At 51.0% G+C, this 14,930-nt stretch carries 12 protein-coding genes and 1 riboswitch; of the genes, 3 read left to right on the forward strand and 9 right to left on the reverse strand.

Annotation, left to right across the window (positions count from 1 at the left end; all coding sequences use genetic code 11):
- The first annotated feature begins 35 nt into the window (after positions 1-35).
- Positions 36-1,901, forward strand: a complete 1,866-nt coding sequence (locus BM200_RS25925) for an LTA synthase family protein (RefSeq protein WP_245773159.1) — start codon at positions 36-38, stop codon at positions 1,899-1,901.
- Positions 1,902-2,042: 141 nt separating this feature from the next.
- On the opposite strand, the gene BM200_RS25930 is transcribed toward BM200_RS25925, so the two are convergent.
- The 3 genes from BM200_RS25930 to BM200_RS25940 are packed head-to-tail and all read right to left on the reverse strand — an operon-like array spanning position 2,043 to position 5,045.
- Complete coding sequence (locus BM200_RS25930) at positions 2,043-3,050, reverse strand: FecCD family ABC transporter permease (RefSeq protein ID WP_091189672.1); 1,008 nt, start codon at positions 3,048-3,050, stop codon at positions 2,043-2,045.
- Entirely contained in the window at positions 3,047-4,063 is a 1,017-nt protein-coding gene (locus tag BM200_RS25935; RefSeq protein WP_425434623.1) for a FecCD family ABC transporter permease, read from the reverse strand. The genes BM200_RS25930 and BM200_RS25935 overlap by 4 nt, the downstream gene beginning before the upstream one ends.
- Before the next feature lie 4 nt (positions 4,064-4,067).
- Entirely contained in the window at positions 4,068-5,045 is a 978-nt protein-coding gene (locus tag BM200_RS25940) for an iron-hydroxamate ABC transporter substrate-binding protein (RefSeq protein ID WP_091189674.1), read from the reverse strand.
- A 231-nt stretch (positions 5,046-5,276) separates the two neighbouring features.
- Here BM200_RS25940 and BM200_RS25945 point away from each other — a divergent pair, with 231 nt between their 5' ends.
- Together BM200_RS25945 and BM200_RS25950 are read left to right on the forward strand one after the other, a co-directional pair.
- A complete protein-coding gene (locus BM200_RS25945; RefSeq protein WP_091189675.1) occupies positions 5,277-6,329 on the forward strand; it encodes an NAD(P)/FAD-dependent oxidoreductase in 1,053 nt (350 codons plus the stop codon).
- 130 nt (positions 6,330-6,459) lie between these two features.
- Positions 6,460-7,149, forward strand: a complete 690-nt coding sequence (locus BM200_RS25950) for an NAD-dependent epimerase/dehydratase family protein (protein ID WP_091189677.1) — start codon at positions 6,460-6,462, stop codon at positions 7,147-7,149.
- On the opposite strand, the gene BM200_RS25955 is transcribed toward BM200_RS25950, so the two are convergent.
- From BM200_RS25955 to BM200_RS25980, 6 genes are all read right to left on the reverse strand, one after another.
- Positions 7,121-9,442 carry a histidine kinase gene (locus BM200_RS25955; RefSeq protein ID WP_091189678.1) on the reverse strand — a complete coding sequence of 774 codons (2,322 nt, stop codon included), beginning with the start codon at positions 9,440-9,442 and terminating at the stop codon, positions 7,121-7,123. The genes BM200_RS25950 and BM200_RS25955 overlap by 29 nt on opposite strands.
- Positions 9,443-9,512: 70 nt before the next feature.
- Complete coding sequence (kdpC, locus tag BM200_RS25960; protein WP_091189680.1) at positions 9,513-10,118, reverse strand: potassium-transporting ATPase subunit KdpC; 606 nt, start codon at positions 10,116-10,118, stop codon at positions 9,513-9,515.
- 31 nt (positions 10,119-10,149) lie between these two features.
- Positions 10,150-12,180 carry a potassium-transporting ATPase subunit KdpB gene (gene kdpB / locus BM200_RS25965; protein ID WP_281248437.1) on the reverse strand — a complete coding sequence of 677 codons (2,031 nt, stop codon included), beginning with the start codon at positions 12,178-12,180 and terminating at the stop codon, positions 10,150-10,152.
- A 30-nt stretch (positions 12,181-12,210) separates the two neighbouring features.
- Positions 12,211-13,890: a potassium-transporting ATPase subunit KdpA gene (gene kdpA, locus BM200_RS25970; protein WP_091189681.1), complete on the reverse strand. Its 1,680-nt coding sequence runs from the start codon at positions 13,888-13,890 to the stop codon at positions 12,211-12,213.
- Positions 13,891-13,917: 27 nt separating this feature from the next.
- Entirely contained in the window at positions 13,918-13,995 is a 78-nt protein-coding gene (gene kdpF / locus BM200_RS30845; RefSeq protein WP_425434628.1) for a K(+)-transporting ATPase subunit F, read from the reverse strand.
- Positions 13,996-14,125: 130 nt separating this feature from the next.
- On the reverse strand, positions 14,126-14,545 hold the full coding sequence (locus tag BM200_RS25980; RefSeq protein ID WP_091189684.1) for a hypothetical protein: 420 nt from the start codon (positions 14,543-14,545) through the stop codon (positions 14,126-14,128).
- 116 nt (positions 14,546-14,661) lie between these two features.
- Positions 14,662-14,843: riboswitch (cyclic di-AMP (ydaO/yuaA leader) on the reverse strand.
- Between the last annotated feature and the right edge of the window lie 87 nt (positions 14,844-14,930).

The raw sequence follows: 14,930 nt of genomic DNA on the forward strand, positions 1-14,930 counted from the left end.
CTGAAGGTTCTTTTGCCTGATTAAAAAGAAGGGTGATGACAAGGGTGTCTTTAATAACCAGATTCTTAAATAGACGTTTCTACTATTTCCTTATTATCTTGCTGATTAAAAGCATTGTTGCTCGTGATGTCGTGTTTGGCAATGGCTTCTCCTGGCTTACGCTGCTGACGGAAATTCCGTTCATTGTTGCTGTATTCTGTCTGATTGAATTTTTCGCCGGCAAGCGTAAGATGCTGTATTATTTAATCGTCAATGTGCTGTTTACGGCCTTATATTTCTCTATACTCATGTATTACAAGTATTACGGTATTATCGTTACGACCGATGCTTTAAGCCAAGCCGACAAAGTAACGGAGGTAGGGGAAAGCACCTACTCGCTGATGGATCCTTATTATTTGCTGATTTTCCTTGATATTATTGTTATTGCGGTTGTACTGCTTCTGCCGAAATTCAAGAAAGCCCGCTTATCCGCGGATTTGCGTCCAAGAAGAAGCAAGGTCTGGATGGCCGCATTCGCATTGTCCGTAGTCGTATGTCTCGTGAACGTATGGCCAAACCGTGCCAGCATGAACGAGAACAAACAGGCCGAAGAAATGGGATTGCTTGATTACGAAGTGTACAACATCATTGATAAAATGATGGAAAACGAACCCATTACGCCGATCGATCAAATTACGCAGGCGAAGATTGACGAGATCAAAGGCATTGCAGAGCCTGCATCGCCGAATTACTTTGGCGCGGCCAAAGGCAAGAACGTTATTATTCTTCAAATGGAATCTTATCAGGATTTCCTGATCGGCCTTAAAGTAGGCGGCGTGGAAATTACGCCAAACATGAACAAACTGATTCAAGAGGCAACGCATTTCACTCATTTCTATGCGATGGCTGGCCAAGGCACAACTTCTGATGCCGAGTATGTTGTAAATACTTCGCTGTATGTTCCGAAACATAAAGCGGCAACAGATGTGAACGTAGACAAGGTACTGCCAAGCTTGCCGAAGGTAATGAAAGAAAGTGGCTACTCGACGGCAACGTTCCATACGAACTCCGTTGAGTTCTGGAACCGTACGGAGCTTTACTCATCCCTTGGCTGGGATAAATATTACGATCAGAAGTTCTACGGCGATGAAGACCATCTCGCATTTGGCTCTTCGGACGAAGTATTGTATGCGAAGACGCTTCCTGAGCTTGTGAAGATGGATCAGGCAGATAAGCCGTTCTACGCGCAAGTGATTTCGATGAGTGCGCATCATCCGTACAATCTTCCGTCTTCTAAGGACCGGATTGAGCTTCCTGCTGAATTTAAGGCTGACAGCCTTGTAACCCGTTATCTCAAAGCGCAAAACTATGCAGACTATGCGCTCGGCCAATTTATCGACGGTCTGAAATCGAGCGGTCTGTGGGATGACAGCATCGTCCTCATGTACGGTGACCACCAAGGTCTGCCGCTGTACTCGCTGGATGATGAAGAAAAAGCATTGATGAAAGAAATGCTTGGTACAGAATACGGTCATACCGAAATGTTCAACATCCCGCTTATTATGCACGTTCCGGGCGTAAATCAACCGTTAGTAAATGATAAAGTTGGCGGACAAATCGACATCCTGCCTACCGTTGCGAATCTGGTTGGTGCATCGCTTAAGAACCAAATCCACTTTGGCGAAGATCTTCTGAACCAAAGCTCGGAGCTGATTCCGATGCGTCACTTCCTGCCGAGCGGTTCGGTTATCAACAACGAGAACCTTTATGTACCGGGTATTGATTACGAAGACGGTACGAACCATAAAGTAGTTGACGGTTCGGAGACGACTGAAGGCGGCGTAACGGAGGATGAGTACAACAGAGCGCTGGAATTGCTCCATCTCTCGGACAGCTACGTGCAGCAGCTTCCGCTTAAATAAATAGCTGTAGAACCAGGGCTCCCCTTATGAAGGGGAGCCTTTTTCTTGTAAAAGTGATGATCGAATTGGCTTTATTGATGAAATTCCGCCGCTAACGAAGCAAGCCCCGAAGCAGAATGTCTGCTTCGGGGCTTATTAAGGTTATTTTTTCAGCAGCAGGAACAGGAAGTACGGCGCTCCGATAAGGGATACGACGATCCCGGCCGGCAAGCCGCCGGCAATGTCGATCTGACGGCCGATGGTATCGGCAAGCACGAGCAGCCACCCGCCAAACAGGATGGAGATCGGGATAAACAATTGGTTACGCGGGCCAACCAAGGCTTTCGCAATATGCGGAGCGAGCAGCCCGATGAAGGCAATCCCGCCTGTGACGGACACGGCGGTTGCGGCTAGAGCAACCGCCGAGAAGAGCAGCACTACACGCTCCTTCGTCAGGGAAATACCGACGCCAACCGCCACATGCTCGTTCAAGGAAAGGATGTTGAGGCGGTTCGCCTTGTACAGCGTAAACGGAATGAAGACGGCGAGCCATGGCCACAAGGCATGGATAAACACCCAGTCCGTTCCCCAAATGCCGCCGGCGATCCATTTGGCGATAAAATCAACCTTCTCGCGGTCAGCCGAGGAAATCAGCACGATCATAACGCCGCTCAGAGCCATCTGGAAGCCGATGCCCGTCAGCACCATGCTGACCGGCTGGATGCCGGCATGCCGCTTCCAGGAGAATAGAACAATAAGGCAAGCGGTTGCCAGGGCCCCGATAAAGGCGACAACCGGCAGGGCGTAGACAAATGGGCCAGCTTCCGTCGGGAAGAACAGGAAGAAGATCGTAATGGCAACGCCTGCGCCAGAGTTGATGCCGATAATGCCGGGATCCGCGAGATCATTGCGGGATACGCCCTGCAGGATGGAACCGGATAAGGCAAGCGCCATGCCGGCCAGCAAGGTAATGATGACGCGCGGCATCCGTATGTCGAACAGGATGAAGTTTTCTTTTTTCGAACCGTCGCCAAACAGAACGGGTATTAACCTTTTAAAGGTCAAGGTGGAATAACCAAGGCTAAGGCTAGTAATGATGGTTGCGATAATAAGCAGCAGCAGGATGACAAGGATAATGCGTTGTTTTCGAACCAAGTGAGATAACATCATTTCAGTGCTTTGCCTCCTCTTCTAACGATAATGAGGAAGAAGGGCAGACCCACAACCGCGATAATCGCCGCTACCGGCGTTTCATAAGGCGCATTGATCGTCCGGCCGATCAAATCCGCGAGCAGCATGAAGGAAGCGCCAACTATCGCCGACATCGGAATGGAATAACGATAGTCCTGCCCTACAATAGCGCGAACCATATGCGGGATCATCAGGCCAAGGAAAGCCAGATTGCCGACCAGCGCAACGGAAGCGCCAGCGAGCAATATGGTAACGGTGAACAGGATTCCTTTGATAAGACCGGTCTTCTGCCCAAGGCTTGTCGCTACATCTTCACTTAGGCTAAGTACGGTCAACTGCTTCGACATCGCGATCGCAATAAGAATGCCAACGACGATAACCGGAACAATCGCTTGAAGCTGTCCCCAGGACGTACCGATCAGACCGCCGGATGTCCACATGTTGACGTCTTTTGATACTTTGAAAGTAAGGCCTATGCCTTCCGCAACGGCAAATAAAAACGTAGAAACAGCCGCTCCCGCCAATACGATGCGAATAGGGGAGAAGCCGCCTCGTTTGGCTGCGCCAATTCCGATAACGAGAATCGAACCAAAGGCAGCGCCGATAAAGCATGCGATCATAATGCCGAAGTAATTAATGCCAGGGAATAACGCAACCGATACTGCAAGGGCGGCATTTGCTCCGGCAGATAAGCCGAGAAGCCCCGGATCTGCCAGCGCGTTCCGGGTCACGCCTTGCATAATGGCGCCGGATACGGCTAGTGCCGCGCCAACAAAGATTGCCGCGAGCTCGCGCGGCAGCCTGATTTCGCGCAAAAGCGTCACCTTCTCACTTGTATCTTGAGGTGACGTCAGCGCGAGCCATGTTTCATGGACCGTGGTGTCGGCAGCGCCGAACACCATGGCCATGAAGAAGATTGCGATAAAGAGCACGATCCCTACACACAGTTTGACAGCAAATGGGATGGGGCGTTTCGTTTCCTTTGTCACCATCGGCTTACTTACCCAGGAACTGCTCTTTAAAGAAGTTCAGCTGATAATCCAGCGTATACGCGTCATTGAAGTAGAAGCCTTGAGCATCCGCCGTAATCACATGATTGTTTTTGACAGCCGGGATGTTCTTGTAAGTCTCCGTTTCTGTAATGGCACTTGCTGTATCTTTGCTTTGGCTGAAGACGATGTAGTCGCCAGCGAATTCGGGAAGCACCTCCAGCGATAATGCATACCAGCCGTCTTTCATTGCCATTTCTTTTACTTTTTCCGGCATCTTCAGGCCCATTGCCTGATACAGAATTTCGGTGCCGCGGCCCCAGGCATTGCCGAATACGTACAGCTCCTTGTCGTAGTTCTCAATGACCGTAACCGTGGAGTTTTCACCGATTTTCGCTTTAATATCTTTGCCGATTTGTGTAGCACGTGCTTTGAAGTCTTCCACCCAAGCCGTTGCTTCTTTTTCCTTGTTAACGGCTTTGCCGACCTCGATATGCTGCTGCAGGTAATCGACTTTATTGTAAGTGAAAATAACGGTTGGAGCGATTTCCTTCAGTTTATCCACATTCTTTGTTGTTTCTGTGCCAATGATCAGATCCGGCTCCAGCTCGAGAATTTTCTCAATATCTTCTTCGGATACTTCGGTTACATCCTTCAGCTGCTCAGCGAAGTTAGGATTGTCTTTCGCCCAGGAGGTGACGCCAATGGGAGTAATGCCCAGGGAGATCAAGCTGCCCGTATAAGAAGAAAGATCAACAATACGCTGCGGATTAGCAGGTACTTCCATAGGACCGCTTTCTGATTGGAACGTGATGGTTCCGGTTGCTTCAGCAGCTGTGTCTGCAGATGGCGAAGCATTGGCTGCCCCTGCATTGTTTGCTGCGGCCGTGTTCTCTGCTCCGGCGTTATTGCCCGAGTTGTTGTTTCCGCATGCGCTCAGAATTATGACGAGGAGCATCATGAGGGAGACGAGAGTTTTTTTCATGGGTGTTTAATCTCCTTATAATTAAATTAGTGGAATACATAAATGATGAAGATAATATAAATAATCCAGCAGATATTGATAATGATTATCATTACCTAGTGCCATTTACTAAATTATAGTGATTTGGGCGGATTGTCAACCGCTTATTGAAAAATGTTCTCAAAGGCCGTATACTATTGATAATGATAATCAGTGCTAACTAAAGCTAGTGGGTTTCCGAGGAGGATGTTCATGCTGCAAGAAGAATTGTTTGATGTCACCGTCATTGGGGGAGGTCCTGCGGGACTATACTCGACTTTCTATAGCGGACTTAGAGAAATGAAAACAAAGCTGATTGAATTCCAGCCGTTCTTGGGCGGCAAGGTGCATGTATATCCGGAGAAAATGATTTGGGACATCGGCGGTTTAACTCCCACTCCGGGAGCGCAGTTAATAGAGCAGATCGTTAAGCAAGGACTGACCTTCGATCCGGAAGTCGTCTTGAATGAGAAGATTGAATCGATTACGCGCAGCGCTGATCATATTTTCGAGCTGCAAGGTTCCTCGGGACGTATCCATTATTCGAAGACGGTCATCATCGCAGTTGGCGGCGGCATTCTGAATCCGAAGAAGATCGCAATTGAGGGCGCGGAGAAGTTTGAAGTGACAAACCTTCATTATACAGTGAAATCCTTGAAGAGATTTAAGGATAAGAACGTGATCATCTCTGGCGGGGGCAACACAGCAGTCGACTGGGCGATGGAGCTGCTGCCATTCGCGAAGAAGATCTACATTACATACCGCAAAGAGGCCTTGTCCGGGCACGAAGCGAATGTAACGCTACTTATGAACAGCTCGAAAGTCGAGTGCTTGTTCCATACCGAAATTACGAAGCTGCTTGCGAGCTCCGGCGATGAGGTTGTTGAACACGTTGAGCTTACCAACAGTAAGACAGGTACAGTATCGCAGCTGGCTATTGATGAAGTTGTTATTAATCACGGGTATGAAATGGACTCCTCTCTGCTTAAGAACAGCAAGCTTAATATTGAGATGGTAGAGGATTGGTATGTAAAAGGCAGTCCGAGCGGAGAATCGTCCGTTCCGGGGCTTTATGCAGCAGGCGATATTCTCATGCATGAAGGCAAGCTTCACCTCATTGCGGGTGCTTTCCAGGATGCCGCCAATGCAGTGAACAGAGCGAAGTCCTACATTCAACCTGACGCTAATAAATACGGAATGGTCTCATCCCATAATGAAGTATTCAAGGAACGAAACCGTGAGCTTGTGAAACAAATGATGGTTTAATAATAGAAGAAGGACGAAGCAGACAATCAGCTGCTTCGTCCTTTTTTGTTGCCGGCGGGCGCAGTTGAGAGTGTCTGGAAGCCTATGCCATAATGACTGTAGTGCCTTTTAATAAGGGAGAGATGCGAGTATGGGAGTCCGTTCAAAGAAAGAGAAAATTAAAGCGATTATTACCGGAGCGACAGGCATGGTGGGGGAGGGCGTCCTGATGGAATGCCTGCTACACCCGGATGTTGAACAGGTGCTGATCATTACCCGCCGGCCTAGCGGCGTCACGCATCCGAAGCTGAAGGAAATCATACATAAGGATTTTTATGATTTAACCCCGATTCAAGATGAGCTAAAAGGATATAATGCCTGCTATTTCTGTCTTGGCGTATCTTCGATTGGCATGGCGGAAGCAGATTATACCCGCGTCACTTATGACTTGACCATGCATGTTGCCCGTCTTCTCTCCAGTCTCAACCCGGATATGGTGTTCTGTTATGTGACCGGAGGAGGGACGGACAGCACGGAGAAGGGACGCGTCATGTGGGCGAGAGTGAAGGGCAGAACGGAGAACCATCTGCTTGATCTGCCGTTCCGCCGTGCTTTTATGTTCCGACCGGGTTTTATGCAACCGACGAAGGGTCAGGTTAGAATTCCGAAGTGGGCTCGAGCATTGACATGGCTGTTTCCGGTCCTGCGGCCGATTTTCCCGAACCACCTCATTACACTGCGGCAGGTTGGCCTCGCCATGATTCAAACCTCTTATACCCAATATGAGCGTTCTATCCTTGATCCGAAAGATATTATTGCTCTTGCGAAGGAAGGCAGCTGACAGCCATTACATCCATGTTCCGGCCGCTTTGCAATATTCTCTTCACGATGGATGGCCGGAATATTCTCGCAAGCCAGCTTTGTTTCTCCTGACCAATGATGAACTGCGTGCTCTTAAGTGCATTGGCATGCGTAAGCAGAAAAGCCGGAAGATACTGATTGTGCTTCATCTGTTTCACTACAAACGATCCTCCCAGTTGCTCCGTTAATTGAAGGAGTTCCTTCATGCGGCGTTCTATAGCTGCATCCTTGCCGCTATGCACAGCCATGACATGCCACTGTGCTTTCAGCCGGAAGGCGATGCGGAAGCCTCTGCGGATAAGCCGATCCGCTTGCGAAAGGTCGGTTATGGCTACGAATATGACCTCCTGTCTCCGCCAAGGTCCGCGCAGCGTGTCGGTCCGCTCCCAGGATTCCAGCCGTTCATCCACGTCATCGGCAATTTCCCGCAAGGCCAGCTCGCGCAGCGCAATCAGATTGCCAAGCTGAAAGAAAGCGCCAAGCGCCTGCTCAACCTTGCCCATTGCATAGATTTTTCCTTCGCGCATACGCTCCTGCAAGGCTCTGGGCGATACATCGATAAGCTCTACTTCATCGGCAAGGCGAAGCATGCTGTCCGGAACCGTCTCTCTGACCCGCACGCCGGTAATTTGCTCGACAGCGTCATTCAAGCTTTCGAGATGCTGGACATTGACGGTGGAAATAACCGAAATACCCGCCTCAAGAATGGAACGGACATCCTCGTATCTCTTCTTGTTCAAGCTGCCGGGTACATTCGAATGGGCAAGCTCATCAATAAGGACGACTTCAGGGAATCGTTCAATAATGGCGGGGACATCCATTTCCTCCAGCAGCGTGTCTTTATAGGCAATCTTTGCTTTGGGAATGGAGGTCAGATCTCCTACCTGGTCGATCGTATCCTTTCGGCCATGTGTTTCAAGGAGGCCGATGACGACATCAATACCTTTGCGAAGGAGGACGTTGCCCTCTCGCAGCATGGTGTACGTTTTGCCTACTCCGGGCGCCGCCCCAATGTATACTTTGAAGGTGCCGCGCTTCATTCGCTCGGTCGTTTGTTTTTTCTCGTCAGGGCTTAGCCTTTTATAAGTAGATTGGGACTCCGCGTGATGCCTGGCGGGCAAAATGCGTTCGCCTTCCAGATCAGTCCGATCCGCGACAAAGAACAGGTCAATGGGCTTGGCAAGACGCAAGATGCCATTAGCAATGGAGCCATGAAGCAGCTCCTGCAGCCAGGTATGCTTGGAGTGGCCCAGAACAATGCGGGTGACGCCATGAGACATAGCATACTCGGTGATATGCTGGGACAACAGACGCCGATGGAGGCGAGGCACAGCGAGCTCCTCAAAGTCTGCTCCGATCTTCTGGGTGAGCTTCACGATAGAACGCTTAAAGGCAGCCGCTTCTTTCGATAAGGCATCGTTATCCCGTACAAACGAGACGACAAGCAGCTCGCCGTTCAGTCGTTTCGCCACTTGCTGGCCGCGCCGGATATGGATAGAGCCGTTCCAGTGATATTGGACGGTGACAAGAACCCGTTCGGATGCACCGGATGGGCCAATAAGACCCTGATTCCTCCGGTGATGCTCGAGCGATTCGTTAACATCCTCGGCCATCAGGCGCAGAGCGAGCTCGCGCAGCTTGCCAAGATTGTCTCTGCGCAGCAGGTGGGGAGACTTGGCATTGCGTAAATGTCCTTCGTTTAACCGCGTCAGAAGGGTCTCCGGCGTAACGTCTATAAGACGCACTTCATCGGCAAACTCCAGAATATCGTCCGGTACGGTATGCTCGGCTTCAATACCCGTTAACTGAAAAGCAAGATCACATACACCATCCAGTTCATACACATTGATGGTCGTCATGACGCTGATGCCGCATTCCAGCAGATGCTTGATATCATCAAGCCGGGAAGGATAATCTGCCTCGGGACGATTGCGATGGGCAAGCCTGTCTACAAGCAGAACTTCGGGATTGCGCGCTTTTATGGCCCGCAAATCAAGATCCTTATATTCGATTCCTTCCTTAAGCCAATGGATACTGGGAATTCGTTCGATCTCGGTAAGCTGTTCCATCGTTTCGGGTCTTTGCATCGTCGAGACGGCACAGGCGACGACATCAATGCCTTGTTTCTTAAGCTGCCGGCCATCGCGCAGCATATGATAGGTTTTGCCGGTCCCGCTTACGGCGCCTATATAAATTTTGAGCTTTCCATGATGGAGCTTTGTTATAGCCTGCAGGAGCTCTTCGGGCGACTTTCGCCGATAACCGTTGTCCATGACCGATTATTCCTCCTTTCCGCATAGCGTATGAATGCCCCGCCTGCATGTGCAAGCGGGGCGTTCTGCTTTATTTTCTAAGCTGGCTCAGCTCGATATTTAACTCCAGTACGTTGACGCGCGGCTCGCCGAATACCCCAAGATCGCGTCCTTCGGTATGCTTATGGACAAGCTGCTCCAAAGTATCGGCCGGCAGACCGGTCAGCTTGCTGATCCGAGGGATTTGAACCTTCGCCGAGTCCGGCGTGATATGCGGATCCAGGCCGGAGCCGGAGTTGGTAATCAGAGCAATAGGAAGCTGGCTGATTGGAACATCCGGATTAGCGGCCTGCCAGGCGGCAATCGAGTCCTGCGTGCGTTTCAGCATATCCGGATTGGAGGGCGCATAGTTGTTCGAGCCGGACGCCTCCGCTTTGTAATCAATGCTGGATACACGGCCTTGGAAATACGCCGGATCGGTGAAGCTTTGCCCGATAAGGGAAGAGCCGACAATCTGGCCTTCCGCATTTTTGATCAAGCTGCCATTCGCCTGATGGGGGAAGAGCAGCTGAGCTAGCCCCGTAGACACCAGCGGATAAATAATGCCGCACAATAGAATAAACGCGATGCTCGCCCTGATCGCAATCATCAGGATTGAGCCGCCGCCCGATGCGGATGATGAAGCGGATTGATTCATAAGATCCCTTCCTTTCGATAGGTCAACCGGTTTAGATCCAGATATGCACAATGAGATCGAGCAGTTTGATACCAACGAACGGTGCAAGGACGCCGCCAAGACCGTATATCAGCAGGTTCTTGCTTAACAGCTTGGATGCGCTCATCGGCTTATAAGCAACCCCGCGCATCGCAAGCGGGATCAGAAGCGGAATAATAACGGCGTTGAAGATAAGCGCCGAGAGGATCGCCGATGAGGGCGAGCCCAGCTTCATGATGTTCAGGGCGTCCATCTGCGGGATCGCTAGCATGAACATGGCAGGGATAATGGCAAAATATTTGGCGATATCGTTCGCAATACTGAACGTTGTTAAGGCTCCGCGAGTCATCAGCAGCTGCTTGCCGATGGCGACAACCTCGATAATCTTGGACGGGTCGGAATCCAGGTCGATCATATTTGCAGCTTCCTTCGCTGCGATCGTACCGCTGTTCATCGCAAGCCCGACATCGGCCTGGGCAAGAGCAGGGGCGTCATTCGTGCCGTCGCCCGTCATGGCAACAAGGCTGCCCGCAGCTTGTTCTCTCTTGATCAATGCGATTTTGTCCTCAGGGCGGCTCTCCGCCACAAAGTCATCAACCCCTGCTTCGCGGGCAATGGTTGCTGCCGTCAGAGGATTATCGCCTGTACACATAATGGTCTTAATGCCCATCCGGCGCAGCTCCGCGAACCTTTCCTGCATGCCCGGCTTAACCGTGTCTTTCAAATAAATAATACCCAGGATCCGGTTATCAACAGATACGGCAAGCGGTGTGCCGCCCAGCACAGCAACGCTTTCGCCGGTGGAGTCGAGATCGGCAGGGACCGAGCCGTTTTGAGACAAGACCCATTTCTTGACGGCATCAACGGCGCCTTTGCGAACTTTTCTTCCATCCGGCAAATCGGTGCCGCTCATGCGTGTTTCTGCCGTAAAGGGAATAAATGAAGCATTCTCAACCAGCTCGGCAGGATAGGACAGCTGTTTCGTTTTCATCAGCTCAAGCACGGAACGTCCTTCCGGCGTCTCGTCTTTGGCAGAGCTGAGCGCCGCCCATTCGCCAAGCTCTTGAACGGTCGCGCCCTTAACAGGAAGGAATTCGCTGGCCATCCGGTTCCCGTACGTGATCGTGCCTGTCTTGTCCAGAATCATCGTATTAATATCTCCGGCTGCTTCAACGGCTTTCCCCGACATGGCCAGAACGTTAAACTGCGTTACGCGGTCCATGCCCGCGATCCCGATAGCAGACAGCAAACCGCCAATCGTTGTTGGGATCAGACAGACGAGCAGGGCGATAAGCACGGGCACATCCAGCTCTACGCCGACATATTTGGCGATAGGAGCAAGGGTAACGACGACGATCAGGAAGATAAGCGTCAAGCTTGTAAGCAGGGTGTTCAGGGCCAGCTCGTTTGGCGTCTTTTGCCGCTTGGCACCCTCAACAAGCGAGATCATGCGATCGATAAACGATTCGCCGGGATCGCTCATAATGCGAACCTTGATCTGGTCGCTGACGACACGGGTACCGCCTGTAACGGAGCTGAAGTCGCCGCCTGCTTCCTTAATAACCGGCGCCGATTCACCCGTAATCGCGGATTCATCAACGGATGCCAATCCTTCAATGACTTCGCCGTCACCCGGGATCATTTCGCCTTGCGAGACAACAACGATATCGCCTTTGCGAAGCTCGGTAGATACGACTTGCTTCACGCCGCCCCCGACGATTTTGTTCGCGGTAATATCCTGCTTGCTTTTTTTAAGCGAATCGGCCTGCGCTTTGCCGCGTCCTTCGGCCAGTGCTTCCGCGAAATTCGCGAAGAGCACGGTGAACAGCAGAATGAGGAATACCGTCAGATTAAAGCCTACCCGGTCTTCTGTTCCGAAGTATCCAGGTATTACGGTCATAAGCAATACAACCAGCGTGCCGACCTCAACAACAAACATAACGGGATTTTTCATCATCATCAGCGGATTTAATTTGATAAAGCTGTCCTTCACCGCCCGGCCTATAATGGCGGAGTCCAGCATCGATTTACGTTTCGTAGTCACCTTTTATTCACCTCATCCTTATCCGTTCCGTTAGCGAAGCGTCAGATGCTCTGCGATTGGTCCAAGGACAACGGCAGGCAGGAACGTCAGCGCTCCAATAATTAATACGGTTCCTACAAGTATCCCTGTAAACAGCACGTTATCCGTCCGGAATGTACCCGATGTCTCCGGTACAGGCTGCTTACGGACCAGCGAACCGGCTACGGCAAGCATGGCAATCATCGAGATGTATCGGCCAAACAGCATGACCAGCCCGGTCGTTATATTCCAGAAAGGCGTATTATCGGCCAATCCCTCAAAGCCGGAGCCGTTATTCGCTGCCGATGAGGTGTATTCATACAGCACCTGCGAAATGCCATGGAAGCCCGGGTTCGTAATGGCGCCTTGACCCAGGTCGGTAAGGAAAGCAATGGCCGTCGGCACCAAGATAATAAAGGGATGCGCAAGTATGGCGATCGCGATGAGCCTCATCTCGCGCGGCTCAATCTTCCGTCCAAGAAACTCCGGCGTGCGTCCAACCATAAGTCCGGCGATAAATACACCAAGTATGGCGTACATCAGCATGTTGACGAGGCCAACACCCTTGCCGCCAAACACGACATTCAGCATCATTTCCGCGAGAGGGACTAAGCCGCCGATCGGCGTCAGCGTATCATGCATGTTGTTCACCGTACCGGTTGTCGCAGCCGTTGTAACGGCCGTGAACAGCGCGGACTGTGCGATGCCAAAGCGTACCTCTTTGCCCTCCATGCTGCCTTGCGAAGCATCAACGCCAAGGTTGTTCAGAGCGGGATTGCCATTAAGCTCCGCCGTATAGACGGTTGCGAGAAAGACAAGGAATAAGGTCATCATCGCGGAAAATACAACCCAGCCTTGCTTCCGGTTTTTTGCAAAACGGCCATACGCATACGGCAATGCAGCGGGCAGCGCCCACATTGACAAAATCTCAATCACATTGGTAAGCGGATTTGGATTCTCGAATGGATGCGCCGAGTTCACCCCAAAGAAACCGCCGCCGTTGGTGCCCAAATGTTTAATGGATTCAAGGGAAGCAACCGGACCGATGGCGATGCTTTGCGTTGCCCCTTCAAGCGTTGTTGCGGTAATGTTCGGATCAAACGTCTGCGGCACATTCAGCGCGACCAGCACCAGCGTAACCAGCACGGCCAGCGGCAGGAAAATCCGGGTATGCGACTTCACAAAGTCCTCGAAGAAGTTGCCGATGGTTGTTCCTTTGCTCGTCAAGCCGCGAATGAAGGCAATAGCGACCGAAAATCCGGTAGCCGCTGACGTGAACATCATCATCATAATGACGGCCATTTGCGAGAAGTAGGACAGCCCGGTCTCCCCGCTGTAGTGCTGCAGATTCGTGTTCGTGATAAAGCTGATGACGGTATTGAAGGACAAGGTCTGTTCCATGCCGCCGATGTTATTCGGATTGCCCGGAAGCCCGCCCTGAAGGCGCAAGATCAAGTAGCTGAGGGCAACCAGAACGATATTGGTCAGGAGAAAGCTTAAGGCGTACTTTTTCCAGGTCATGCCGGACCGGTTTTTCAAGCCGATCACCCTGTAGATGATTCGATCAGCCCAGCCGAATATCCGGTCTGTCCGGTTCGGCTCATTCGAGTATACGTGATACACGTACGAGCCAAGCGGTTTTACGAGCAGAACAAGCACGCCAATCACGATAAGAAACTGTAAAATATCCATTTTGACCTCCCGCGATCGAGTAAGGGATTAGAATTTTTCCGGATTAATAAGGGCGTAAACCAAATAGAGAAAGACGAACAGGGCAAGACCCAGCGTAACAATCATCGTTTCTCCTCCTCTTGAATGGAGCGGTCGCACCAATGCATAAATCCGGCGAAGAGTACAAACACAGCTGCCAAAAGCAGCACCATATAGATATCCTGCATAACACCGAAACCTCCTGAATTAATAGTCCTTACCGGTTTTGGCTCTCTGTCATGAAGTCGTTTGATATCAGAAAAGAAGTCTCTCCGCTGCCGGAATGGATCACATAGTTCGCGCCCATTCCCTTATAGATCAGCCTCGGATTCGTGCTGTCTGTAATGACGCAGATCGATTTCGACGTCCAGCTGCGGCAGATCTGAATATAACGGCAGCAGAGGTTCAAGCTTCTCTCGAACAAAAAGATCCGTCCAATCGGAAGCTCCGGCACGCGCCATGTGGCTTCATCGTTCGTATTGATGACAATAATTGTATTTACATGTAACACTAGCATTCGCTCATACTCCGTCTTATTATTCACGATTGCCGCAAATGGAATATGCCGGCGCTGCAGCTGTTTAATAAAGTCCTCACCCTGCACGTTGGGTGCAGAGACGAGTATATAATCGTCCATGAAACTCTCTCCTCTTTTCGTTAGAGGAACCAACGACAAAAAACCGCGGAAGAGGGACTCTTCACGCGGCTGATAGGCGCAGCAGAAAATAAACCGTGCCTACATTCACGATCATCGTTGCCTCTCTTGATACGCTTACGAGGTTAGCTGACGGATTCGGGCGTAAGAGTCGCCCTACGCCATGGCGGCCTGTTCAGGCTGCTGCGGCGATTCACCCCGTGGACATGCGGCAGTTGCTGCCGGGCCGTCCGATTGGTTCCCCCGTTCCCCGGTTAAGGGGATTAAGCGATAAAGACATTGCGAATACAATAGAAAAAGACCGCAGAGGAAAGTCCCCCGCGGCCCTTAAAGGTCACAAGAACACATCATCCTCTCTACCTGGAGA

It is taken from the genome of Paenibacillus catalpae, from assembly GCF_900112695.1.
Classification (GTDB): Bacteria; Bacillota; Bacilli; order Paenibacillales; family Paenibacillaceae; genus Pristimantibacillus; species Pristimantibacillus catalpae.